The 25,315-nt window shown below is 62.0% G+C and carries 21 protein-coding genes; 9 read left to right on the top strand and 12 right to left on the bottom strand.

Features of this window, described 5'->3' with window-relative positions:
• Positions 1-96: 96 nt before the first annotated feature.
• From JFU58_RS15755 to JFU58_RS15720, 8 genes are all read right to left on the bottom strand, one after another.
• Positions 97-1,098 (bottom strand): diguanylate cyclase, encoded by a 1,002-nt coding sequence (locus tag JFU58_RS15755; protein ID WP_063032943.1) that lies wholly within the window; start codon positions 1,096-1,098, stop codon positions 97-99.
• A gap of 51 nt (positions 1,099-1,149) precedes the next feature.
• Positions 1,150-2,160 (bottom strand): chemotaxis response regulator protein-glutamate methylesterase, encoded by a 1,011-nt coding sequence (cheB, locus tag JFU58_RS15750; protein WP_177027332.1) that lies wholly within the window; start codon positions 2,158-2,160, stop codon positions 1,150-1,152.
• Complete coding sequence (locus JFU58_RS15745) at positions 2,157-4,448, bottom strand: hybrid sensor histidine kinase/response regulator (RefSeq protein ID WP_063032945.1); 2,292 nt, start codon at positions 4,446-4,448, stop codon at positions 2,157-2,159. Before JFU58_RS15745 ends, cheB begins: the two co-directional genes overlap by 4 nt.
• Positions 4,445-5,131 carry a chemotaxis protein CheW gene (locus tag JFU58_RS15740; protein ID WP_063032946.1) on the bottom strand — a complete coding sequence of 229 codons (687 nt, stop codon included), beginning with the start codon at positions 5,129-5,131 and terminating at the stop codon, positions 4,445-4,447. The genes JFU58_RS15745 and JFU58_RS15740 overlap by 4 nt, the downstream gene beginning before the upstream one ends.
• Positions 5,128-6,375: a CheR family methyltransferase gene (locus tag JFU58_RS15735; RefSeq protein ID WP_201141105.1), complete on the bottom strand. Its 1,248-nt coding sequence runs from the start codon at positions 6,373-6,375 to the stop codon at positions 5,128-5,130. Before JFU58_RS15735 ends, JFU58_RS15740 begins: the two co-directional genes overlap by 4 nt.
• Complete coding sequence (locus JFU58_RS15730) at positions 6,375-6,887, bottom strand: chemotaxis protein CheW (RefSeq protein WP_201141104.1); 513 nt, start codon at positions 6,885-6,887, stop codon at positions 6,375-6,377. Before JFU58_RS15730 ends, JFU58_RS15735 begins: the two co-directional genes overlap by 1 nt.
• Positions 6,887-8,509, bottom strand: coding sequence for a methyl-accepting chemotaxis protein (locus tag JFU58_RS15725; protein ID WP_063032949.1), 1,623 nt, complete (start codon positions 8,507-8,509; stop codon positions 6,887-6,889). Before JFU58_RS15725 ends, JFU58_RS15730 begins: the two co-directional genes overlap by 1 nt.
• 950 nt (positions 8,510-9,459) lie before the next feature.
• Positions 9,460-10,173: a tellurite resistance TerB family protein gene (locus JFU58_RS15720; protein ID WP_177070755.1), complete on the bottom strand. Its 714-nt coding sequence runs from the start codon at positions 10,171-10,173 to the stop codon at positions 9,460-9,462.
• 168 nt (positions 10,174-10,341) lie between these two features.
• Between JFU58_RS15720 and JFU58_RS15715 the strand changes: the two genes are divergently transcribed.
• The 9 genes from JFU58_RS15715 (at position 10,342) to JFU58_RS15675 (ending at position 22,555) form a co-directional block, all read left to right on the top strand.
• Complete coding sequence (locus JFU58_RS15715; RefSeq protein ID WP_003209548.1) at positions 10,342-11,253, top strand: LysR family transcriptional regulator; 912 nt, start codon at positions 10,342-10,344, stop codon at positions 11,251-11,253.
• Positions 11,254-11,386: 133 nt separating this feature from the next.
• Entirely contained in the window at positions 11,387-12,844 is a 1,458-nt protein-coding gene (locus tag JFU58_RS15710) for a gamma-aminobutyraldehyde dehydrogenase (protein ID WP_172834529.1), read from the top strand.
• Positions 12,845-12,916: 72 nt separating this feature from the next.
• A complete protein-coding gene (gene ydcS / locus JFU58_RS15705; protein WP_201141103.1) occupies positions 12,917-14,068 on the top strand; it encodes a putative ABC transporter substrate-binding protein YdcS in 1,152 nt (383 codons plus the stop codon).
• Positions 14,069-14,246: 178 nt separating this feature from the next.
• Positions 14,247-15,281 carry an ABC transporter ATP-binding protein gene (locus tag JFU58_RS15700; RefSeq protein WP_003209551.1) on the top strand — a complete coding sequence of 345 codons (1,035 nt, stop codon included), beginning with the start codon at positions 14,247-14,249 and terminating at the stop codon, positions 15,279-15,281.
• A gap of 1 nt (position 15,282) precedes the next feature.
• The gene (locus JFU58_RS15695; RefSeq protein WP_063032953.1) at positions 15,283-16,212 is read left to right on the top strand and encodes an ABC transporter permease; all 930 of its coding nucleotides are present in this window, start codon (positions 15,283-15,285) and stop codon (positions 16,210-16,212) included.
• The gene (locus tag JFU58_RS15690) at positions 16,202-17,011 is read left to right on the top strand and encodes an ABC transporter permease (protein WP_063032954.1); all 810 of its coding nucleotides are present in this window, start codon (positions 16,202-16,204) and stop codon (positions 17,009-17,011) included. The genes JFU58_RS15695 and JFU58_RS15690 overlap by 11 nt, the downstream gene beginning before the upstream one ends.
• Before the next feature lie 178 nt (positions 17,012-17,189).
• The gene (locus JFU58_RS15685) at positions 17,190-18,614 is read left to right on the top strand and encodes a gamma-aminobutyraldehyde dehydrogenase (RefSeq protein WP_177070756.1); all 1,425 of its coding nucleotides are present in this window, start codon (positions 17,190-17,192) and stop codon (positions 18,612-18,614) included.
• A gap of 91 nt (positions 18,615-18,705) precedes the next feature.
• Positions 18,706-20,568, top strand: coding sequence for an NAD(P)-binding protein (locus JFU58_RS15680; RefSeq protein ID WP_201141102.1), 1,863 nt, complete (start codon positions 18,706-18,708; stop codon positions 20,566-20,568).
• Between the two features lie 361 nt (positions 20,569-20,929).
• Entirely contained in the window at positions 20,930-22,555 is a 1,626-nt protein-coding gene (locus JFU58_RS15675) for a glucan biosynthesis protein D (protein WP_093201250.1), read from the top strand.
• Between the two features lie 45 nt (positions 22,556-22,600).
• Here the strand turns inward: JFU58_RS15675 and JFU58_RS15670 are convergent, their stop codons facing one another.
• The 4 genes from JFU58_RS15670 to JFU58_RS15655 all read right to left on the bottom strand — a co-directional run bounded on the left by JFU58_RS15670 (position 22,601) and on the right by JFU58_RS15655 (position 25,192).
• Positions 22,601-22,786 (bottom strand): hypothetical protein, encoded by a 186-nt coding sequence (locus tag JFU58_RS15670; RefSeq protein WP_063034055.1) that lies wholly within the window; start codon positions 22,784-22,786, stop codon positions 22,601-22,603.
• A 197-nt stretch (positions 22,787-22,983) separates the two neighbouring features.
• Positions 22,984-23,520 (bottom strand): GNAT family N-acetyltransferase, encoded by a 537-nt coding sequence (locus JFU58_RS15665; protein ID WP_201141101.1) that lies wholly within the window; start codon positions 23,518-23,520, stop codon positions 22,984-22,986.
• On the bottom strand, positions 23,504-24,004 hold the full coding sequence (locus JFU58_RS15660; RefSeq protein ID WP_063032958.1) for an AAA family ATPase: 501 nt from the start codon (positions 24,002-24,004) through the stop codon (positions 23,504-23,506). The genes JFU58_RS15665 and JFU58_RS15660 overlap by 17 nt, the downstream gene beginning before the upstream one ends.
• 81 nt (positions 24,005-24,085) lie before the next feature.
• Complete coding sequence (locus tag JFU58_RS15655) at positions 24,086-25,192, bottom strand: NADH:flavin oxidoreductase/NADH oxidase (RefSeq protein WP_003209564.1); 1,107 nt, start codon at positions 25,190-25,192, stop codon at positions 24,086-24,088.
• Positions 25,193-25,315 lie beyond the last annotated feature (123 nt).

The following is a 25,315-nucleotide window of genomic DNA, read 5'->3' as shown; positions in this document are numbered from 1 at the left end:
CGGTGGTTCAGTCGCCAGATGCATTGACTGACACACCGCATCCGCGAGCAAGCCCGCTCCCACATTAGGTCTGCGATATCCCACAGACCGTATTCCCTACTCGATCCCCACCTGATTACGCCCATTGTGCTTGGCCAGGTACAAGCCTTTGTCCGCCGCCGAGATCAACTGCCGGCAATCGGTGCCCTGCAACGGGGTCATGGTGGCCAAACCAATACTGATGGTCAGGCTCGCGCCTTCCGCCGGGGCAATGTGCGGGATTTTCAGGCCCGCCACCGCCTGGCGCAGTTTCTCGGCCACCAGCCGCGCACCGCCCGGCGAGGTGTTCGGCAGCACCAGGGCAAACTCTTCACCGCCGTAACGCGCCGGTAAATCCGAAGGACGGCTGCTGGCATCACGAATGGTCGCAGCCACTTTGCGCAAGGCCTCATCGCCCTCCAGGTGGCCGAAGCTGTCGTTGTAGGTCTTGAAGAAGTCTACGTCAATCATCAGCAGCGACAGTTGGGTCTGGTCACGCATGGCACGGCGCCACTCCAGCTCCAGGTATTCGTCGAAGTGCCGGCGATTGGACAGCCCGGTCAGGCCGTCGGAGTTCATCAGCCGTTGCAGCACCAGGTTGGTGTCCAGCAACTGTTGTTGGCTGACCCGCAGCGCCCGGTAGGCTGCGTCCCGCTGTAACAGGGTCATGTAGGAGCGCGAGTGGTAACGGATGCGCGCCACCAGCTCGATGTTATCCGGCAGCTTGACCAGGTAATCGTTGGCCCCGGCGGCAAAGGCCGCGCTCTTGATCAGCGGGTCTTCCTTGGTGGAAAGCACGATGATCGGGATGTTCTGCGTCGCCGGGTGATTACGGTATTCACGCACCAGCGTCAGGCCGTCGAGCCCCGGCATCACCAGGTCCTGCAGGATCACCGTCGGTTTGATACGGATCGCCTGGGCAATGGCCTGGTGCGGGTCGGCGCAGAAATGGAAGTCGATGTTGTCTTCATGGGCCAGGCCCCGGCGTACGGCTTCGCCGATCATGGCCTGGTCGTCGACGAGCAACACCATGGCGGCGTTTTCGTCGGTCTTGAAGTCGTCGAGCTGTAAATCATTCATTTACGGTCACCTGAATTACTACCTGCAGGCCAGGACAGCGTGTGATATCGGTCATTTTGCGAATACTTCCAGCAATCGTGGCGCAATTCTGTCCAATGGGCGAATTTCAACAGCCGCGTCGATCGCCGCTGCCGCTTTGGGCATGCCGTAAACAGCACAGCTTTGCTGGTCCTGCGCGATGGTCAGGTAGCCTTGCTGACGCATCAGTTTAAGTCCCTGGGCGCCATCACGCCCCATCCCCGTCAGCAGCACGCCGACGGCATCGCCATTCCAGTGGCTGGCGACGCTCTCGAAAAACACGTCGATGGACGGCCGGTAAATCTCGTTCACAGGTTCGGCGGTGTAGGCCAGCGTGCCGTTCTTCAGCAGACGAATATGATGGTTGGTGCCCGCCAGCAAGACGACGCCACTTTGGGGCGGCTCGCCTTCCCGGGCCAGGCGTACCGGCAAGCCCGAGGCGCTGCTCAGCCATTCGGCCATGCCGGCGGCGAACACCTGGTCCACATGCTGCACCAGCACAATGGCCGGCGAGAAGTCCCGGGGCAAGCCCTTGAGCAGGGATTCCAGGGCAGCCGGGCCACCGGCGGACGAACCAATGGCCACCAGGCTCTGGCGCTTGCCCATGGTTCGCTGGGGCGCAGGTTCGGCCCGCACGCGGCTGCCACGCTGGCCGATCAGCCAGCCGATGTTGAGGATCTTGCGCAGCAACGGCGCCGCGGCGTCCTTCGGATTACCCACCCCCAGTGCGGGGGTGTCGACCACGTCCAGGGCGCCATGCCCCATCGCTTCAAACACGCGGCTGACGTTGGCCTGGCGGTCGACGGTGACAATCAGGATCGCACAGGGCGTCTCGGCCATGATCTGGCGAGTGGCTTCCACGCCATCCATCACCGGCATGATCAGGTCCATCAGAATCAGGTCGGGAGTCAGTTCCGCGCAGCGCTGCACTGCCTCCAGGCCATTGTTGGCGACCCACACCACTTGATGGGCCGGCTCAAGGCTCAGCGCCCGGCGCAACGCCTCCACAGCCATGGGCATGTCATTGACGATCGCAATCCTCATGCCCGGGCTCCTCCAATCAGCTCCACCACCGCGTCCAACAACGCGTCGTCATGGAAGCTGGCCTTGGCTAGATAATAGTCGGCGCCGGCGTCCAGTCCACGGCGGCGGTCTTCTTCCCGATCTTTGTAGGAAACAACCATCACCGGCAGGGATTGCAGGCGAGTATCACGGCGCAAGAGTGTGACCAATTCAATACCGTCCATGCGAGGCATATCAATGTCAGTGATCAACAGGTCGAAGTCTTCGGAGCGCAGCGCGTTCCAGCCATCCATGCCATCGACCGCCACGGCTACTTCGTAACCGCGATTAAGTAACAATTTGCGTTGCAGCTCACGCACGGTCAGTGAGTCGTCCACCACCAGAATACGCTTGCGCGCTGCTTCCTGGGTTTGCTGGGCACGTCGGGCGATGCGCTCCAGACGACCGGTATTAAGCAGCTTGTCCACCGAGCGCAGCATGTCTTCAACGTCGACGATCAGCACCACCGAGCCATCATCCAGCAAGGCCCCGGCCGAGATGTCCTGGACCTTGCCCAGCCGGGCATCCAGGGGCAACACCACCAGCGTGCGCTCGCCGATAAAACGCTCCACGGCAATCCCGTAGACCGCATCGCGCTCGCGGATCACCACGACCTTGAGGGTTTCCTGATTGCCCTGTCCCGGTGGACGCTGCAACAACTGGCTGGCAGCGACCAGGCCGACATGCCGGCCTTCGTGCCAGAAATGCTGGCGGCCTTCCAATTGCACGATGTCGTCGGGCGCCAGGTCACACATGCGTTCGATGTGGGCCAGCGGGAAGGCGTAGGCCTCTTCGCCGACCTCCACCACCAGGCTGCGCACCACCGACAGGGTCAACGGCACTTCCAGATGAAAGCGACTGCCCTGCCCCGCCGTCTGCTCCAGCACCACCGCACCGCGCAACTGGCGAACCATATGTTGCACCGCATCCAGGCCGACCCCGCGCCCGGAGACCTCGGTGACTTTGTCCCGCAGGCTGAAACCCGGCAGGAACAGGAACGTCAGCAGTTCCTCTTCGCTCAAGCGCAGGGCGGTTTCCACTGGCGACAAATTTCGGTCGACGATGGTGCCGCGCAGGCGTTCCAGGTCGACACCGTTGCCATCGTCGCTCAACTCCAGCACCAGCAGGCCGGCTTGGTGGGACGCTCGCAGGCGGATCAAGCCTTCGGCAGGTTTGCCGGCCAACAAGCGTTGCTCGGGCATTTCGATGCCGTGGTCGACGGCATTGCGTAATAAGTGAGTCAGCGGCGCTTCAAGCTTTTCCAGTACGTCGCGGTCGACCTGGGTCTTCTCGCCTTCGATTTCCAGGCGTACCTGTTTGCCGAGGCTGCGGCCGAGGTCCCGGACCATGCGCACCTGCCCGGCCAGCACGTCGGCAAACGGCCGCATGCGGCACGCCAGCGCGGTGTCGTACAAGACTTGGGCGCGCTGCCCGGCCTGCCAGCCGAACTCATCGATTTCGGCGGTTTTTTCCGCGAGCAACGCCTGGGCTTCGCTCAACAGGCGGCGGGTGTCGGCCAGGGCTTCCTGGGCTTCCAGGCTCAGCTCGACGGTCTTGAGATGGCCGTCGAGGTTATCCAGGGCCCGGGCACTGTTGTTCTGGATGCGCTTGAGGCGTTGCAAACTGGCGAGATATGGCTTGAGCCGCTGGGTTTCCACCAGGGATTTGCTGGACAGGTCCAACAGGCTGTTCAAGCGTTCGGCGGTGACCCGCAGCACTCGCTCGCCGCCTTCGGTCATGCGCTTGTTCTGACGTGGCAACTCGGCACTGACGGGCGGCGCGGGTTCGGGCTCCGGCGGCAGGGTCAGCAGTGCTTCCATCGACAATTCAGGTTCTGGCGCGGGTGTGGGTGGCGGCGCAGCGGGCGGCGCGACTTTTTGCGACGGGTCGAGCAACCGCTCCATCAGCGCCACGTAGGCCTCGATGTCCGCCGGGCCCACGGTGTTGCCCGGCGTGGCAATGCGCATCAGCAAATCCGTGCCTTGCAGCAACGCGTCGATGTGCTCCGGCAGCAGGTACAGCCGGCTTTCCTGGGCGCTGACCAGGCAATCTTCCATCACGTGGGCGACGCTGACACCGGCGTCCACCCCGACAATCCTCGCCGCGCCCTTCAGAGAATGGGCGGCGCGCATGCAGGCTTCGAGCTGGTCGGCCTGGGTCGGGTTGCGCTCCAGAGCCAGCAGGCCAGCGCTGAGCACCTGGGTCTGGGCGTCGGCTTCCAGGCTGAACAGTTCCAGCAGCGAGGCATCGCGCATTTGGTCGGGGGTCATGTGAGGCTCCGGGTCACGGCAGACAACAATTGCGCCTCGTCCAGCCAGCGCAGGCTGCGGCCCTTCCACTGCAACACGCCTTGGGTATAGCGGGCGCTGGCCTGGGTGCCCGAGGCAGACGCCGCGTTCAAGGTGCGCTCATCAATGGCATGGATGCCGTCCACTTCGTCCACCGGCACCACCACCGGGCCGTCCTGCGCCGCGATGATCAGCATGCGCGGCATGATTCGCCCGCCACTGGGGCCGCTGCTGGTGCCGTCCAGCCCCAACAACTCCACCAGGGACAGGCATGCTACGAGCGCGCCACGCACGTTGGCCACGCCCAACAAGGCGCGTGAACGCTGATGGGGCAAGGAATGGATCGGCTGCAGCGGCGCCACTTCCACCAGACAGCGGGTGGCGATGCCCAGCCATTCTTCACCGAGGCGGAACATCAATAGCGAACGGGTGACCACATCGCCTTCGACTTCCGGCGCCGCTACGTGACGATGATCGTCCTGCTGCAAGGCATAGCGATCGAGCAGGCGCGTGGCGGCGGCGGAATACACCGAGCAGTTGCGGCAGTGAATGTGCTCGGCCAGCAACGGGCAAGACTTGTCGCCGTGGATGCCGATGCGGTTCCAGCAGTCATCAATGGCTTGGGTGTCGGCCAGGGCCAGGTTCAGCGCGGTATCCAGGGTCATTGTTTACGCTCACTGCGGGCGGCACGGGCCTGCAAACGGCGGGCGCCGGCGACATCGCCCTGGGACTCAAGCAACGCGGCCAGGTGCATCAAGGCCTGCGAGTGCTGGGGTTCCAGGTACAAGGCTTTTCGGTAATACCCCTGGGCTTCCAGGGCACTGCCGGCCACATCGCTGAGCAGGCCCAGCCAATAAAACACCTGGGCCGCCGGCGGATGGCTCTGCAAATAACGCTCGCAGGCGGCACGGGCCTCCAGGCTTTTGCCTTCATTGGCCAGGGTCGCAATCTGGCTGAGCAGATCGGCGGCGTCCGACTGTGGGGGCGGCGGCTTGATCGGCACCACCTGAGCACTGAGGGTGCTGAACGGCCGGGGCTTGGTCGGGATAGGCGCGGCACTGCGCTGAGGGATCGGCGCAGGCAGCGGCACAAATACCGGCTCAGGCGCAGGTTCAGCGTGGCGACTGAAGGCAAACGACTGCGGCACACCAATCGAGCGCATGCCCAGACGCCCCAACAGGCTGCCTTCGGCAGGCCCGATAAACAGCACGCCGTCGACGTGGGTCAGTCCCTTGAGCACTTCAAACACCTGCTTCTGGGTTGGCTGGTCGAAGTAGATCAGCAGGTTGCGGCAGAACACGAAATCGTAGGTGGGCTCATTGGCCAGCAACGTCGGGTCCAGCAGGTTGCCCACTTGCAGGCGCACTTGCTCGCGTACTCGGTCGGCAATTCGGTAGCCGTCGGTTTGCTCGGTAAAGTGGCGATCGCGGAACTCGATGTCCTGCCCACGAAACGAGTTCTTGCCGTACACCCCGCGACGGGCACGCTCCACCGACAGCGGGCTGACGTCCATGCCCTGCACCTTGAACTGATGAGGCGCCAGACCGACGTCAAGCAAGGCCATGGCAATCGAGTAGGGTTCTTCGCCGGTGGAACACGGCAGGCTGAGAATCCGCAGGGCGCGCATGTGCTTGATTTCGGCCAGGCGTGCGACCGCCAGCCGGCCCAGGGTGGCGAAGGACTCGGGGTAACGGAAAAACCAGGTCTCGGGGACGATCACCGCTTCGATCAGCGCTTGCTGTTCGTCGGTGGAAGCCAGCAACTGTTGCCAGTATTGATCTGCGGTCTGCGCATTCAGTGACAGACTGCGTTGGCGTACGGCACGCTCGATGATCGCTTCGCCCACCGAGGCAACATCGAGGCCGATGCGTTCTTTCAGGAAGTCGAAGAAGCGTTGATCACTGCTCATCAATCCTCCTCGCCGGCGGCAAACAGCAGCGCCTGCACATCAGCCGTCAACAGGTCGGCCACGCCAATCCACTGCATCAAGCCATGCTCGTCTTCGCGCACCGGGCCCAGGTAACGTGCCTGGCGGTTGTCCAGGCCGTAGGGCTGGAACTCCGCCGGATCACAACGCAGGGTGTCGGTGGCCTGTTCGAGGATCAGCCCCAGCCAGCGCGCCGGAATGACTGCATCCGGCTGATAATTGACCAGTACCAGGCGCGTGCTGGTGCGCGCCTGGGCCGGTGTGCCGAAGGTCAAGGCACTGAGGTCGATCACCGGCACCATCGCCCCACGATGGGCAAAGATCCCGGCGACCCACACAGGCGCATGGGCAATGGGCTTGAGCGGCAGGCGCGGCAGTACCTCGGCCACTTCCGTGGCCTTGAGGGCATAGCGTTCATTGCCGATGTGAAACACCAGGAACAGTGCTTTCTTCACTGCCGCAACGGCACCGCGTTTAGCCGCGAGGTCGCTCATCAGACTTTGAAACGCGACACGCCGCTGCGCAGGCCGACCGCGACCTGGCTCAGCTCGTCGATGGCAAAGCTGGCCTGGCGCAGGGACTCTACGGTCTGGCTGCTGGCATCGCCCAACTGCACCAGGGCATGGTTGATCTGCTCGGCGCCGGTGGCCTGGGCCTGCATGCCTTCATTGACCATCAACACCCGCGGCGCCAAGGCCTGCACCTGGTGGATGATCTGCGACAGCTGCTCGCCCACTTGCTGCACTTCGAACATGCCACGGCGCACTTCTTCGGAGAACTTGTCCATGCCCATCACCCCGGCCGACACCGCCGACTGGATCTCGCGCACCATCTGCTCGATGTCGTAAGTGGCCACGGCAGTCTGGTCGGCCAGGCGCCGTACTTCGGTGGCTACTACGGCAAAACCGCGACCGTATTCACCGGCCTTCTCGGCCTCGATGGCGGCGTTGAGGGACAGCAGGTTGGTCTGGTCGGCGACCTTGACGATGGTGACCACCACCTGGTTGATGTTGCCGGCCTTCTCATTGAGGATCGCCAGCTTGGCGTTCACCAGGTCGGCAGCGCCCATTACCGAGTGCATGGTTTCTTCCATGCGTGCCAGGCCTTGCTGGCCGGAACCGGCGGCTACCGAGGCCTGGTCGGCAGCGGTGGAGACTTCGGTCATGGTGCGGACCAAATCCTTGGAAGTGGCAGCGATCTCCCGGGAAGTAGCGCCGATTTCCGTAGTGGTTGCAGCGGTTTCCGTGGCGGTGGCCTGTTGTTGCTTGGAAGTGGCGGCAATCTCGGTGACCGAGGTGGTGACCTGTACCGAGGAGCGCTGGGCCTGGGATACCAGGGCGGTGAGTTCGGTCATCATGTCGTTGAAGCCGGTTTCCACCGCGCCGAATTCGTCCTTGCGTTCCAGGTTCAGGCGTTTGCTCAGGTCGCCGGTGCGCATGACTTCGAGGATATCGACGATGCGTTTCATCGGCGCCATGATCGCGCGCATCAGCAGCAGGCCACAGAGACCGGCGGCGAGGATCGCGAGGATCAGTGAGACGCCCATGCTGATTTTCGCGGCGGACACGGCGTCGTCGATGGCGTTGGTGGCGCGGTCGGCGACGTTTTTGTTTTCGGTAATGATGTCGTTGAGCTTCTTGCGGCCTGCGGTCCAGGTCGGGGTCAGCTCTTCGTCGAACACTTTGCGGGCGGTGGCGACGTCATTGCGTTGCAGGTTGTCCGTTACGGTGGCCAATGCCTTGTTATAGGCCTGGTGCAGGGCTTCGAATTTATCGAACTCGGCCTGATCGTCGCCGCCGTTGATGGTTGCCTTGTAATTGGCCATTTGCGTGAGGATGCGGGCTTCGAAGGACTGGTAGTCGGCCTTGTCGGCGTCGGTGAGTGTCTTGTCTTTGCGCAGGCCAATAATATCGAGGGTGTCGAGATAGCTGTCGACCCAGGCGCTGCGGATCATCGAGCTGAGGTAGACCCCTGGGACTGCGTCGTCGCGGACTGACTCTTCGCCAGCCTCGATCTTCAACAGGCGTGAATACGAGACCACTACCATCAGCAGCATGATCGCGATGATGACCGCAAAGCTCGCCAATATCCGTTGGCGCAAGGTCCAGTTCTTCACAGTAATTCCTCGAGGGCCATTCAAATGGAGGGGAGTATAGCTGAGCGGGTGCCATCATTAATCAACGGGTTGTGGGATCTGGGTCACGCGCGGGGGAAAGTTTTCTTGGGGGGCATATCCGTTGCTGCGGTAACGGCTGCTGACGGTTCCGCTCTTACAGCGGCTCACTTTTGAAGAGCGCAAAAGTAAGCAAAACGCTCTTGCCCCACCACTCGGCACCTCGCCTAGGCTCGGTGTGCCCTCACTCCGGCTTTGGACCGTGGGCCGCCGTCATGGGCCATCCTTGGCCCAGGACGGCTAACCTGGCGTCCTGCCAGGTTACCCACGCTCCAAAGCCTGCGTTCGGCCAGCGTGGTTTAACGGGGCGCCTAAGATCAAAATCAAGATCAACATCAAGAGCACAGCGGCCTCCCGGCCGGCTTGAGTGTTGAAGAGCAAAAGCTAAATCAAAATCTAAAGCGGGCACGGTCAAATGTGGGAGCTGGCTTGCCTGCGATGGCATCGCCTCGGTGTATCTGAAAAACCGAGGTGTCTGCATCGCAGGCAAGCCAGCTCCCACAGAAAAGCAGAGCTGCCTCAGCTTCAGATTTGGCTTTCGCTCTGGCTTTTGATCTGGCTTTTAACACTCAAGCCGGCCGGTAGGCCGCTGTGCTCTTGCTTTTGATCTTGATCTGACTGCCCCAATAAGCCCGAGGCCGAACGCAGGTATTGCGGAGCGGGTAAACCGGCAGGACGCCGGTTTAGCCGCGCCGGGCCATGGATGGCCCGTCGCGGCGGCCCGCGGAGCAATGCCGGAGTGAGGGAACGCCGAGCCACAGCGAGGCGCCGACAGGCGGGGCAGAGCCCTTTGCTTACTTTGGGCTGGGCCGGCATTCCGGCTTTTCCAAAGTGAGCCGCTGTAAGAGCGGAACCATAAGCCGCCGTTACCTAAATAACGGATATGTACACAATCAAACCACCACAGCCTGCCGCACCTGCTTCTCCAGTTCAGCCTTCAACCCAGGCTCCAACTTAAGCTGCCGCGCCAACTCATCGAGATACGACTTCTCCATGAAGTTCTCCTCATCCACCAACATCACACTGGCGATATACATCTCGGCAGCCAACTCCGGAGTGCTGGCAGCCCGAGCCACATCCGCCGGATCCAGCGGCTTGTTCAGTTCAGCATGCAACCACTGCTGCAACTCACGATCGTTATCCAGCTTCAAAAACTCCCCTTCGATCAACGCCCGCTCCCGCTCATCCACATGCCCGTCAGCCTTGGCCGCAGCCACCAGGGCCTTCAAAATCCCCTGGCTATGTTGCTCAACTTGCGCCGGCGGCAGGCGATCAATGGTCTGCGGCTCCCCCTGAGGCGCACTGGCCTGCTGCGCCTGCCAGTTGCCATACGCCTTGTAGGCAATCACCCCCAGCGCCGCCAACCCACCGTAGGTCAGCGCCTTACCGCCAAACTTGCGGGCTTTCTTGTTACCCAGCAACAACCCCATGGCACCGGCCGCAAGGGCCCCACCACCGGCACCGCCGAGCAAGCTTCCCAACCCGCCGCCGCCCAGCAGGCCGCCAAGGGCACCTTTGTCATCTGACTTGCGCTGCCCGCCAGCCTTGTTCTGCAACATGTCCTGCCCGGATTTGAGCAGTTGATCGAGCAATCCACGGGTATTCATTCACAGCCTCCAGAAACTCAAGTTCACAGGACGAATAGGCCCCCAGCGTAAAACTAAGTGCCAAAAACCCCCGATCTAGAGTGCTTCCAGATGTAACGCGCTTACCCCTCAATTAAAACGATATACACTCGAACAAATCTATAAAAACACCCCACTGGTAATTCCAGCATGATGACCTTGCGTCAGATCCGTCACTTCATCGCCGTGGCCGAGACCGGCTCGATCTCCGCCGCCGCCCAGACCGCCTTCATATCCCAGTCCACCCTGACCCTGGCGATCCAGCAACTGGAACAGGAAATCGGCGTCAACCTGTTCAACCGCCACGCCAAGGGTATGACCCTGACCCACCAGGGCCACCAGTTCCTGCGCCAGGCGCACTTGATCCTCGCCACCGTCGACAACGCCAAGCGCAGCCTGCAACAGAGTACCGACCAGGTGGCCGGGCAATTGATCATCGGCGTGACCAGCCTGGTGGCCGGCTACTACCTGGCGGATTTGCTCACGCGCTTCCAGCGCGCCTATCCCAATGTCGAAATCCGCGTGATGGAGGACGAACGCCCCTACATCGAACACCTGCTGGTCAGCGGTGAAATCGACGTCGGCGTGCTGATCCTCTCCAACCTCGAAGACCGCCACGCCCTGCAAACCGAAGTGCTCACCCACTCGCCCCACCGTTTATGGCTGCCCGCCCAGCACCCGCTGCTGGAACACGACAGCATCAACCTCGCCGACGTTGCCCGCGAGCCGCTGATTCAACTGAACGTCGATGAAATGGGCCACAACGCCCAACGCATGTGGACCGGCGCCGGATTGCAACCCCGCGTCACCTTGCGCACCGCCTCGACGGAAGCCGTGCGAAGCCTGGTCGCCGCCGGCCTCGGCGTGTCGATCCAGCCAGACATGACCTACCGCCCCTGGTCCCTGGAGGGCGACATCATCGAAGCCCGGCCGATTGCCGACCTCAGCCAAACCCTCGATGTGGGCCTGGCCTGGCGCCGGGGCACGGCGCGCCCGGCGTTGGTGGACCCGTTCCTGACGGTAGCCCGCGAACAGCCCCACCCGCGCAAGCCATCTATTTAATCGAATGCTGCTTTCAGTATTTAGTATTTGTTGACCTCGCGCCTGACCTCTAGTCTCTGCTCATCCCATAAGAGAAGGTCAGGCGCCTCGTAAGAGAACAGCCATGACCACACAAGAAAAGAGATCGCGAAAAATGTCTGGCGCGCCCACACCGCTGCTCACTGCGTTGCTGATCGACGGCGAACTGGTCGCAGGCGAAGGTTTTGTCGAGCCGATCATCAACCCGGCCACCGGTGAAATCCTCACTCATATCGCCGAGGCCAGCACCGAACAGGTTGAAGCCGCGATTCTCGCCGCCCACCGCGCCTTTGCCGGTTGGTCGCGAACCACGCCCCAGCAACGCTCGAACATTCTCCTGGGCATCGCCGATGCCATCGAAAAACAGGCCGACTATCTCGCCCGCCTGGAATCCCTGAACTGCGGCAAGCCGTTGCACCTGGCACGCCAGGACGATTTGAGCGCCACTGTCGATGTGTTCCGCTTCTTCGCCGGTGCCGTGCGTTGCCAGACTGGGCAGCTCAGCGGTGAATACCTGCCGGGCTACACCAGCATGGTGCGCCGTGATCCGATTGGCGTGGTCGCCTCGATCGCGCCCTGGAATTACCCGCTGATGATGGCCGCCTGGAAAATCGCTCCGGCCCTGGCCGCCGGCAATACCCTGGTGTTCAAGCCCTCGGAACATACGCCGCTGTCGATCCTGGCCCTGGCGCCCGTACTGAGCCAGCTGTTGCCGCGCGGGGTGATCAACATTCTGTGCGGCGGCGGCGAAGGGGTCGGCAGCCATTTGGTCAGCCACCCGAAGGTGCGCATGGTGTCGTTGACCGGCGATATCGTCACCGGGCAAAAAATCCTCCAGGCCGCCTCCAAGACCCTCAAGCGCACCCACCTGGAACTGGGCGGCAAGGCTCCGGTGATCGTGTGCAACGACGCCGACCTGCAAGCCGTGGTCGAAGGCGTGCGCGCCTACGGGTATTACAACGCCGGCCAGGACTGCACCGCCGCGTGCCGCATCTACGCCCAGGCGGGCATTCACGACAAGTTGGTGGCCGACCTCGGCGCCGCCGTCAGCAGCTTGCGGTTCGCCGGCAAGCGCGATGCCGATAACGAACTCGGCCCACTGATCAGCACGCGCCAGCGCGACCGTGTGGCCAGCTTTGTCGAACGCGCCCTCGGCCAGCCGCATATCGAACGCATTACCGGCGCCGCCGTGCATTCCGGCGCGGGGTTCTTCTACCAGCCAACCTTGCTGGCCGGTTGTAAACAGAATGATGAAATCGTGCAGCGCGAAGTGTTCGGGCCGGTGGTCACCGTGACCCGCTTCGACGAACTGGAGCAGGCCGTGGACTGGGCCAACGACTCGGAATACGGCCTGGCTTCCTCCGTCTGGACCCAGAACCTGGACAAGGCCATGCAGGTGGCATCGCGCCTGCAATACGGCTGCACCTGGATCAACAGTCATTTCATGCTGGTCAGCGAAATGCCCCACGGCGGCTTGAAGCGTTCGGGGTATGGGAAAGATCTGTCCAGTGATTCGCTACAGGACTACAGCGTGGTGCGGCACATCATGGCGCGCCACGGCCAGCATCTTTAAAACAACAACTACGCTCACGCACCACCTGCTGCAAAAACTGCCCCGACCATAATTAAAGAAGAGGGAACCCCCATGTCTGCGCACAAGACCGCACTGCTCAGTGCCCTGACCACCGCGCTGCTGGCCAGTGTCAGTATCCAGGCCGCCGAACCGCTCAAGGCGGTCGGCGCCGGCGAAGGCCAGTTGGATATCGTCGCCTGGCCCGGCTATATCGAACGTGGCGAAAGCGACAAGAACTACGACTGGGTCACCGGTTTCGAGAAAGAGACCGGCTGCAAGGTCAACGTCAAGACCGCCGCCACCTCTGACGAGATGGTGAGCTTGATGGCCAAGGGCGGCTACGACCTGGTCACCGCATCCGGCGATGCCTCGCTGCGGCTGATCGTCGGCAAGCGCGTACAGCCGATCAACACCTCGCTGATTCCCAACTGGAAGAACATCGACCCGCGCCTGAAAGATGCGCCGTGGTACGTGGTCGGCCAGCAAACGTACGGCACGCCGTACCAGTGGGGCCCGAACGTGTTGATGTACAACACCAACGTGTTCAAGACCGCGCCCGCCAGTTGGAATGTGGTGTTTGAGGCGCAGAACCTGCCGGACGGCAAGCCAAACAAAGGCCGTGTGCAGGCCTATGACGGCCCGATCTACATCGCCGATGCGGCGCTGTACCTCAAGGCCACCAAGCCGGAACTGGGCATCCAGAGCCCGTACGAGCTGACCGAAACCCAGTACAAGGCCGTGCTCGACCTGTTGCGCGCCCAGCAACCGTTGATCCACCGCTACTGGCATGACACCACCGTGCAAATGAGTGACTTCAAGAACGAAGGCGTGGTGGCCTCCAGCGCATGGCCGTATCAGGTCAACGGCCTGGTCAACGAGAAACAGCCGATTGCCTCGACCATTCCGAAGGAAGGCGCTACCGGCTGGGCGGACACCACCATGTTGCACGCCGAAGCCAAGCACCCGAACTGCGCCTACAAGTGGATGGACTGGTCGCTGCAGCCGAAGGTCCAGGGTGACGTGGCCTCGTGGTTCGGTTCGTTGCCGGCGGTGCCCGCCGCGTGCAAGGAAAGCGAACTGCTGGGTGCCGAGGGTTGCAAGACCAACGGTTTCGACCAGTTCGAGAAGATCGCCTTCTGGAAAACCCCGCAGGCTGAAGGCGGCAAGTTCGTGCCGTACAGCCGCTGGACCCAGGATTACATCGCGATCATGGGCGGCCGCTAGCCCGCCCTAGTTGATCGTTCCCACGCTCCGCGTGGGAACGCAGTCTGGACGCTCCGCGTCCGCTTTTAACGTCGTGACGCAGAGCGTCACAGGAGGCGTTCCCACGCAGAGCGTGGGAACGATCACCTCTACCTCCGATTTAATTTTTACAAGACGCGCCTTTTTGGAGCACCGCACCATGACGCTTGCAGTCCAATTCACCCACGTTTCCCGTCAGTTCGGCGAAGTGAAAGCCGTTGACCGGGTTTCCATCGATATCCAGGACGGCGAGTTCTTTTCCATGCTCGGCCCTTCAGGCTCGGGCAAAACCACGTGCCTGCGCCTGATCGCCGGGTTCGAGCAACCGAGTGCCGGCTCCATCCGTATTCACGGCGAAGAAGCTGCCGGTTTGCCGCCCTACCAGCGCGACGTGAACACCGTGTTCCAGGATTACGCGCTGTTCCCCCACATGAACGTGCGGGACAACGTAGCCTACGGCCTCAAGGTCAAAGGCGTGGGCAAGACCGAACGCCTCAACCGCGCCGAAGAAGCCCTCGGCATGGTCGCCCTCGGCGGCTACGGCGACCGCAAGCCGGTGCAACTCTCCGGTGGCCAGCGTCAACGGGTGGCATTGGCCCGCGCACTGGTCAATCGTCCGCGCGTATTGCTGCTGGATGAGCCCCTCGGCGCTCTCGACCTGAAGCTGCGCGAACAGATGCAAAGCGAGCTGAAGAAGCTGCAACGCCAACTCGGCATCACGTTCATTTTCGTCACCCACGATCAGACCGAAGCACTGTCGATGTCCGACCGTGTGGCGGTGTTCAACAAGGGCCGCATCGAACAGGTCGACACCCCGCGCAACCTGTACATGAAGCCCGCCACCACCTTCGTCGCAGAGTTCGTCGGCACCTCCAACGTGATTCGTGGCGAGCTGGCGCAACGCTTGAGCGGTAACCCGCAGCCGTTCTCGATCCGCCCGGAACACGTGCGTTTTGCCGAAGGCCCGCTGGGCAGCGGCGAGGTGGAAGTCAGCGGCCTGCTGCATGACATCCAGTACCAGGGCAGCGCCACCCGCTATGAACTGAAACTGGAAAACGGCCAGGCCCTGAACATCAGCCAGGCCAACAATCAATGGCTGGACACCACCGCCGGGCATCAGGTCGGCCAGTCCATCACCGCGCGCTGGGCGCGGGAAGCCATGACCCCGTTGACCGATATCGCAGGCGAGGTGTGACATGAGCCTGGCCCTGTCCCACCCCCCGATGCGCAGGTTTTCCAACCTGCTGTACAAGAAGCCCAACCTGTACCTGTCGTTGCTGCTGGTGCCGCCGTTGATCTGGTTCGGTGCGATCTATCTGGGTTCGCTGCTGACCTTGCTGTGGCAAGGCTTCTACACGTTCGATGACTTCACCATGGCGGTCACGCCGGACCTGACCCTGGCCAACTTCGCCGCGCTGTTCCAGCCGTCGAACTTCGACATCATCGTGCGCACCTTGAGCATGGCGGTCGTGGTGTCCATCGCCAGTGCCATCGTCGCGTTCCCGATCGCCTACTACATGGCGCGCTACACCACCGGCAAGACCAAGGCGTTTTTCTACATCGCGGTGATGATGCCGATGTGGGCCAGCTACATCGTCAAGGCCTACGCCTGGACCCTGCTGCTGGCCAAGGGCGGCGTGGCGCAGTGGTTCGTGCAGCACCTGGGCCTGGAGCCGGCGCTGCAATTCATCATGGGCATTCCCGGCGTGGGCGGCAGCACCTTGAGCACCTCGCACCTGGGGCGGTTCATGGTGTTTGTGTACATCTGGCTGCCGTTCATGATTCTGCCGATCCAGGCCTCGCTGGAGCGTTTGCCGCCATCGTTGCTGCAGGCCTCGGCAGACCTCGGCGCCAAGCCGCGCCAGACCTTCATGCAGGTGATTCTGCCGCTGTCGGTGCCGGGGATTGCGGCGGGTTCGATCTTTACGTTCTCGCTGACCCTGGGGGACTTCATCGTGCCGCAGCTGGTGGGCCCGCCGGGTTACTTCGTCGGCGGCATGGTGTACGCCCAACAAGGCGCTATCGGCAACATGCCCATGGCCGCTGCATTCACCTTGGTGCCGATCGTGCTGATCGCGGTTTACCTGTCCATCGTCAAACGTCTGGGGGCCTTCGATGCACTCTGAAAAAGCTTCGTGGAGTCTAAAAATCGCGGCCTGGGGTGGGTTGGTTTTCCTGCATTTCCCGATCCTGATCATCTTCCTCTACGCCTTCAACACCGAAGAAGCCGCGTTCAGCTTTCCGCCCCAGGGCTTCACCCTGAAGTGGTTCAGCGTGGCCTTCTCGCGGCCGGACGTATTGGAAGCGATCAAGCTGTCGCTGCAAATCGCGGCCATCGCCACGCTGATTGCGATGGTGCTCGGCACCCTGGCCTCGGCGGCGCTGTATCGCCGGGAGTTCTTCGGCAAGCAAGGCATCTCGCTGATGCTGATCCTGCCGATTGCGCTGCCAGGGATCATCACCGGTATCGCGTTGCTCGCGACCTTCAAGACCCTGGGGATTGAACCGGGGATGTTCACCATCATCGTCGGCCACGCGACCTTCTGCGTGGTGATCGTCTACAACAACGTGATCGCCCGTTTGCGCCGCACTTCCCACAGCCTGATCGAAGCCTCGATGGACCTCGGTGCCGACGGCTGGCAGACCTTCCGCTACATCATCATGCCCAACCTCGGCTCGGCGTTGCTGGCCGGCGGCATGCTGGCGTTTGCGCTGTCGTTCGACGAAATCATCGTCACCACCTTCACCGCCGGCCACGAACGCACCTTGCCGCTGTGGCTGCTCAACCAGTTGAGCCGACCACGGGATGTGCCGGTGACCAACGTGGTGGCGATGCTGGTGATGATCGTGACGATGTTCCCGATTCTCGGTGCCTATTACCTGACCCGCGGCGGCGAAAGCGTGGCCGGTAGTGGCGGTAAATAACTGACAACACATTGCCACTGACGGAATGAGATTCAAATGTGGGAGCGGGCTTGCTCGCGAAAGCGGTGTATCAGTCACGTGATGTATCAACTGAAAGACCGCATTCGCGAGCAAGCCCGCTCCCACACTTGAACCGGTTTCGGCAGGGGAAACGATGCAGCTTTAAGAGGACTGAACCATGCAAACCAAACTGCTGATCAACGGCCATCTGGTCGAAGGTGAAGGCCCGGCGCAGCCGGTATTCAACCCGGCGTTGGGCCGGGTGCTGGTGGAGATCAAGGAAGCCAGCGAGGCCCAGGTCGACGCCGCCGTGCGCGCCGCCGACAGCGCCTTTGAAGGCTGGTCGCAAACGCCACCGAAGGATCGCTCGCTGCTGCTGTTGAAACTCGCCGACGCTATCGAAGCCCACGGCGCAGAACTGGCCAAGCTTGAGTCCGACAACTGCGGCAAACCCTACAGCGCTGCGCTGAATGACGAGATCCCGGCGGTGGCCGATGTGTTCCGCTTCTTCGCCGGTGCCAGCCGCTGCATGAGCGGTTCGGCCGGCGGCGAATACCTGCCGGGCCACACCTCGATGATCCGCCGCGACCCGGTGGGCGTCATTGCCTCCATCGCGCCGTGGAACTACCCGCTGATGATGGTCGCCTGGAAAATCGCCCCGGCGCTGGCCGCCGGTAATACCGTGGTGCTCAAGCCGTCGGAACAAACCCCACTCACCGCATTGCGCCTGGTGCAACTGGCCGCTGACATTTTCCCGGCCGGTGTGCTCAACCTGGTGTTTGGTCGTGGGCCAACCGTCGGCAGCCCGCTGGTGAATCATCCGAAAGTGCGCATGGTGTCGCTGACCGGTTCGATAGCCACCGGCGCCAATATCATTTCCAGCACCGCCGACAGCGTCAAACGCATGCACATGGAGCTGGGCGGCAAGGCGCCGGTGATCATCTTCAACGACGCCGATATCGACGCGGCCGTGGAAGGCATCCGTACCTTCGGTTTCTACAACGCCGGCCAGGATTGCACCGCTGCGTGTCGGATTTATGCACAGGCCGATATCTACGATGCGTTTGTCGAGAAGCTCGGCGCGGCAGTGGCCAGTATCAAATACGGTTTGCAGGATGATCCGGACACCGAACTGGGCCCGCTGATCACCGCGCAGCATCGCGACCGGGTGGCCGGGTTTGTGGAGCGTGCCGTGGCGCAATCCCATATCCGCCTGATCACCGGTGGCAAGGCGGTGGAAGGCAACGGGTTCTTCTTTGAGCCCACCGTGCTGGCCGACGCGCAGCAGGACGACGAGATCGTGCGCCGCGAAGTGTTCGGGCCGGTGGTGTCGGTGACCAAGTTCAACGACGAGGCCCAGGTATTGGCCTGGGCCAATGATTCGGACTACGGCCTGGCGTCGTCGGTCTGGACCGCCGATGTCGGCCGCGCCCACCGCCTGGCTGCGCGCTTGCAGTACGGCTGCACCTGGGTCAACACCCACTTCATGCTGGTCAGCGAAATGCCTCATGGCGGTCAGAAACTGTCCGGCTACGGTAAAGACATGTCCATGTACGGCCTGGAGGACTACACCACCGTTCGCCATGTGATGTTCAAGCACTGACCCTTTCCCCCTGTCGAAGCGAGCTCCCTCGCCACAACGGCCCGCTCCCACAGGGGGTCTCCTAATAACAATAAATAATTCGTAGGTTCCCATGGACATCACCCGCCGCGACTTCCTCAACGGCGTCGCCATCACGATTGCCGCCGGTATGACCCCGCTGCAAATCCTCCAGGCCGCTCCCGATGGTCGCTACTACCCGCCCGCCCTCACCGGCTTGCGTGGCAGTCATGCCGGCTCATTCGAAATTGCCCACCAGATGGGCTGGGAAAAGAAGGCCTTCGACACCAATAAATTGCCGATCACCGAAGACTACGACCTGGTGGTGGTCGGCGGTGGCTTGAGCGGTTTGTCAGCAGCATGGTTCTACCGTGAGAAGCACCCGAAGGCGAAGATCCTGATCCTGGAGAACCACGACGACTTCGGCGGGCATGCCAAGCGCAATGAGTTCCAGGCCGGTGGCCGGCTGATCATCGGCTACGGCGGCAGCGAAGCGTTCCAATCGCCCAATCATCTTTACCGCAAGGAAGTAAACGGGCTGTTGAAGAAACTCGGGGTGAACATCAAGCGCTTCGAGACGGCCTTTGACCGCCAGTTCTACCCGGGGCTGGGTTTATCCCGCGGGGTGTTCTTCGACAAGGAAAACTTTGGCGAAGACAAACTGGTGACCGGCGACCCGACGCCAATGGTGGCCGACGACATCGCCCCGGACCAATTGCACGCCCGCTCCATCAGCGACTTCATCAATGATTTCCCGCTACCGGAAGCGGACCGCCAGGCATTGATCGCCCTGCACGTCGCGCCCAAGGATTACCTGCCGGGCAAGTCCGCCGAAGAAAAAGCCGGGTATCTGGCGGCCACCAGCTACCGCGACTTCCTGCTCAAGGACGTGGGCTTGTCGGAAGGCGCGGTGAAGTACTTCCAGAGCCGCACCAACGACTTCATGGCCTTGAGTATTGATGCCGTTGCATCGGCGGATGCCTACAGCGTGGGTTTCCCGGGCTTTGGCGGCATGAACCTCGCGCCTATCAGCGAAGAAGCCGCCGCAGAAATGGAAGAGCCTTACATCTACCACTTCCCCGACGGCAACGCGTCCCTCGCTCGGTTGCTGGTGCGCAGCCTGATTCCGGCCGTGGCGCCCGGGCACACCATGGATGACATCGTGCTGGCGCCGTTTGACTACGCCAAGCTCGATCAGCCCAAGACGCCGGTACGGGTGCGCCTCAACAGCACGGCGGTCAGTGTGCGTAACGTCGGCGACGGCGTGCATATCGGCTACAGCCGTGGCGGCCAACTCGCACAGGTCCGCGGCAAACGCTGCATCCTGGCCTGCTACAACATGATGATCCCGTACCTGCTGCGGGACCTGCCGGCGGAACAAGCCCAGGCCCTGAGCCAGAACGTGAAGTACCCGCTGGTCTACACCAAAGTGGTGGTGCGCAACTGGACGTCGTTCCAGAAGCTGGGGGTGCATGAGATTTATGCGGCGACCCAGCCTTACAGCCGGATCAAGCTCGACTACCCGGTGAGCATGGGCGGCTACGAGCACCCACGCGACCCGACGCAGCCGATTGGTTTGCACATGGTCTACGTGCCCACCAGCCCCAACAGCGGCATGAACGGCCGCGACCAGGCCCGCGCCGGCCGGGGCAAGTTGTATGGGCAGACATTTGAACAACTGGAAGCGCAACTGCGGGATCAACTGCAGCGCATGCTCGGCCCGGGCGGTTTCAACCACCAGACCGACATTCTGGCGATCACTGTCAACCGTTGGTCACACGGCTATGCGACCTTCTCCAACAGCTTGTTTGACGATGCCGATGAAAGCGAAAAACTGAAGGACCTGGCGCGTAAACCGCTGGGGCATGTGAGCATCGCCAACTCGGATGCGGCGTGGAGTGCGTATGCCCATGCGGCGATTGATGAGGCGTATCGGGCGGTTGGAGAAGTGGGCTAATCCCGGCTTTCCTGAAGAAAGAGGTTGTCGTGGAGAGGGAGCTTGCTCCCGCTGGGCTGCGCAGCAGCCCCAAACCAGGCGATCGAGATATTCCTGAGAGATTTCTATCGCCTGAGCCGGGGTCGCTTCGCGACCCAACGGGAGCAAGCTCCCTCACCACACGGCTCCCACAGAAACGTCTTGTTTCACATGCAACGCCATCAACCCGCCATCAATCATTTTTCCTTCCGCACCGAACCGCTTAAGCTATTTGGCATCTGTTTAATGTCCGTTGCGTTTGGCCGAAGGCATGTCCGAACCGTTTTCCTTGATCCAGCACGTGCCAGGAACGGCGCGGGATTGTTCACGACAGGTTGTATTTATGCACCGCAGGAATTTGCTCAAAGCGTCCATGGCCATTGCGGCTTACACCGGTCTATCGGCCAGTGGCTTGCTGGCCGCCCAAGCCTGGGCGGGCAATCGCGCCGCTGATGGCGAGGCCCAGGCCTTTGATTTCGAGGCGCTGAAGATCCAGGCCAAGCAGTTGGCCGGCAATCGCTATCAGGACACCAAGCAGGTATTGCCGCCGACCCTGGCGACCATGACCCCACAGAACTTCAATGCCATCGGCTACGACGGCAAGCATTCGCTGTGGAAAGAATTGAACGGCCAGCTGGACGTGCAGTTCTTCCACGTCGGCATGGGTTTCAAGACGCCGGTGCGCATGTACAGCGTCGACCCGAAAACCCGCCAGGCCCGCGAGGTGCACTTCCGCCCTTCGCTGTTCAACTATGAAAAAACCACGGTAGACACCAAGCAGCTGACCGGCGACCTGGGTTTCTCCGGCTTCAAGCTGTTCAAGGCCCCGGAACTGGACCGCCATGACGTGCTGTCCTTCCTCGGCGCCAGCTACTTCCGCGCGGTGGATTCCACCGGCCAGTACGGCCTTTCCGCACGCGGCCTGGCCATCGATACCTACGCGAAGAAGCGCGAGGAATTCCCCGACTTCACCAAGTTCTGGTTCGAAACCCCGGACAAGGACAGCACCCGCTTCGTGGTCTACGCCCTGCTGGATTCGCCAAGCGCCACCGGTGCCTACCGCTTCGATATCGACTGCCAGGCCAACCAAGTGGTGATGGGCATCGACGCCCACATCAACGCACGCACCGCCATCGAGCAACTGGGTATCGCGCCGATGACCAGCATGTTCAGCTGCGGCACGGTTGAGCGGCGGATGTGCGACACCATCCACCCGCAGATCCACGATTCGGATCGCCTGGCCATGTGGCGCGGCAATGGCGAGTGGATCTGCCGCCCGCTGAACAACCCGGCCACCCTGCAATTCAACGCGTTTGCCGACAAAGACCCGAAAGGCTTCGGCCTGGTGCAGACCGACCATGAGTTCGCCAGCTACCAGGACACCGTGGACTGGTACAGCAAGCGCCCAAGCCTGTGGGTAGAACCTACAACTGCGTGGGGCGAAGGCTCTATCGACCTGCTGGAAATTCCTACAACCGGCGAGACCCTGGACAACATCGTGGCCTTCTGGACCCCGAAGAAACCCGTGGCAGCCGGTGAATCCCTGAACTACGGCTACAAGCTGTACTGGAGCGCCCTGCCGCCGGTCAGCACCCCACTGGCGCAGGTCAACGCCACCCGTTCGGGCATGGGCGGCTTTACCGAAGGTTGGGCACCGGGGGAGCATTACCCCGAAGTCTGGGCGCGGCGCTTTGCGGTGGACTTCAACGGCGGCGGGCTGGATCGCCTGCCTGAAGGCACCGGGATCGAACCGGTGGTGACGTGCTCCCATGGTGAGGTCAAAGACTTCAGCGTGTTGGTCCTGGATGCCATCAAGGGCTATCGAATCCTGTTTGACTGGTACCCGACCAGCGACAGTGTCGAGCCGGTTGAACTGCGGCTGTTCATCCGCACCCAGGACCGCACCTTGAGCGAAACCTGGCTGTACCAGTACTTCCCACCCGCGCCAGACAAGCGCAAGTACACCTGATACCGAATGTTCCCACGCTTGCGTGGGAACATCCCTTCGGCGCTTTCAGAACCGCGAAATACTCTTCATCGCCCCGATCAAGTACCGCATCGCCACCTGATCACTCTCGGTCAGGGCGCGGTACTGTTCCAGCAATTCCGCCTCGTCCGAACTCAACCGCCGGCCACGCAACGCCATGCGTCGGGCCAGAAAGGACGACACAACACCCGCAACACCATAAGACTTGGCCATGGACTGTCTCCTCGTATCAATCAACTGCTCCTGGTTGCCCATAACCTCATCCCGCAGTTCGACCCGCGAGGCTCATCAAGCCGACTTCCTGGGCCAGAAACCAGACTTACTGTAAGCGTAGAAACTATCTTGCCGGCCGTGTGATTTTTTTAGAGTAATCACTTAAAAAAATGCTTATAGGGCAGTCACCTACAGCGTTATCCCACAAGTGGCCGGTAGAGGTGGATGTCGTCCGGTTCCTGTTGATACAGCTCGGGATCCGGCTGCTTGAGCAGGTGGCAGCCGTGCCGGAGATAGAACTCCACCGTGTTACGCGACTCGGTGGCCGATACGTAGAGCGCCTCGGCCCCCGCCGTGCGGGCGTGCTCACAGGCCAGGGCAAACAGCTGGCCACCCAGGCCCAGGCCGCGGGCACCATGGCTCACATGCAAGAACTTGAGCTGGCGCATGTGCAGGCCCTGGTGGTAGATAACCCGGTTGTCCACCACCACGGCGGCCAGCAGCGTTTGACCGTCGAACACCCCGTGCAGCCAGCCGCCGCGCTTCAGGCACGCGTGCAGGGCCACGGCATCCTGCTCGGCTTCGCCCTCAGGCCAGCCTTGCATGTCGTGGTGCTCGGGGTATAGCCGCAACTCACCGTGTTCCACGCGATAGCACTCATCGACCCGTTCGGTGCGGTCAATCAGTGCCAGCAACGGCAGGTCTTTTTCGGCGAGGTCACGCTTGATCAACATGCTGTGCGTCCGAGGGGTGATGGTGAACAAGGTTGAAGGCTTCCCCAGGCGTTGGCGCTTCGAAATAGCCGGTGATCAAATCGAACTGGGCATCACTGGTTTCAAACGCGTGGGTACCAGCAGCATTACGTGCACGCAGGCGTGCCTTGCAGACCTCGTCCGGCACGTCCAGGTAATGCAATTGGTGATCGGCGCCCGCGCCCTCGAACAAAGACCGCATCCAGCGACGGCTGGCCTGGGTATTGGCCGGGAAATCCAGCACCACCGAGACGCCAGCCTTGAGCAGCGAGATGACATGGGCCGTCAACGCATCGCGCAGGTGGCCGGTGCAGCGCACGTAGTCGCCCAGGGCCTGGATCTGTCCGGGATAAAGGCGTGACAGCCACTCATCCTCGCTGATCAATACCGTCTGGGGAGCCTGCGACAACTGCTGGGTCAAGGTCGATTTGCCGGATGCGATTTTGCCGCAGATCAGGTGCAACATGAGTTTCTCCGGTATTGAAGCCAATAAAAAACCCGCCGGTCCAACGGCGGGCTTTCATGTTTACCACGATTGCTGTGCAGATCAATCCCGCAAATCGGACTCATGAATCGGCTGGTCGCGATGTGTGGCCCGCTGATACTGCGCCGGCCACGTCGCTTTGCGCCCACCGAGGTCGTCGTCGGCATGCAACGGCCAGTACGGGTCACGCAGCAGCTCACGGGCGAGGAAGATGATATCGGCCTGGCAAGTACGCAGGATGTGCTCAGCCTGGGCCGGCTCGGTAATCATGCCCACGGTGCCGGTGGCAATTCCCGACTCTTTGCGCACGCGCTCGGCGAAGCGGGTCTGGTAACCGGGCCCGGTAGGAATTTCCGCATTGGCCGCGGTGCCGCCGGAGGAGACGTCGATCAGGTCGACGCCCAGGTCTTTCAGGCGGCGCGCCAGTTCGACGGTTTCATCCGGGTTCCAGCCGTCTTCGACCCAGTCGGTGGCCGAGACCCGCACAAACAGCGGCAACTCTTGAGGCCAGGCTTCACGCACCGCCGTGGTCACTTGCAGCACCAGGCGAATGCGGTTTTCGAACGAGCCGCCGTACTGGTCCTGACGTTGATTGCTCAGGGGCGAAAGAAACTGATGCAGCAGGTAGCCATGGGCCGCATGGATTTCCGCCACTTTGAAACCGGCGGTCAACGCACGTTTGGCGGCAGCGACAAAGTCGGCGATCACTTGTTGGATCTGCCCTTCGTCCAGTTGCTTGGGTGAAGTGTGCTGCGGATCGAAGGCAATCGGCGAAGGCCCCACCGGCACCCAACCGCCGTCTTCCGGCTTGACGCTGCCATGCTTGCCGATCCATGGCCGGTGCGTGCTGGCCTTGCGCCCGGCGTGGGCCAGTTGAATGCCCGCCACCGCGCCTTGGGCGTTGATGAAGCGCGTGATGCGTTGCAGGGGTTCGATCTGTTCGTCGTTCCACAGGCCCAGGTCCTGGGCGGTGATGCGGCCATCGGCAGTCACGGCGGTGGCTTCGGTAAAGATCAGCCCGGCGCCACCGACGGCACGGCTGCCGAGGTGCACCAGGTGCCAGTCATTGGCCAGGCCATCGACGCTGGAATACTGGCACATCGGCGAAACGGCGATGCGGTTGAGCAAGGTCAGTTGGCGCAGGGTATAGGGTTCAAGCAGCAGACTCATGGGGCACCTCTTTTATGCAGTGGGCAGGCTCCAGGGTTCTGTTTGAAAGGTCGACGAAAAACCCGTCCCCGGCGGGCTGAAATAAGACAAGGTCACAAGACCGATCACACAGTGCTTAGAGAC

The sequence above is a fragment of the Pseudomonas sp. TH34 genome (assembly GCF_016650865.1).
In the GTDB taxonomy this organism is placed as follows: domain Bacteria; phylum Pseudomonadota; class Gammaproteobacteria; order Pseudomonadales; family Pseudomonadaceae; genus Aquipseudomonas; species Aquipseudomonas yamanorum.
Note: the sequence above shows the minus strand (reverse complement) of the source record. Positions and strands in the feature narration are given on the sequence as shown.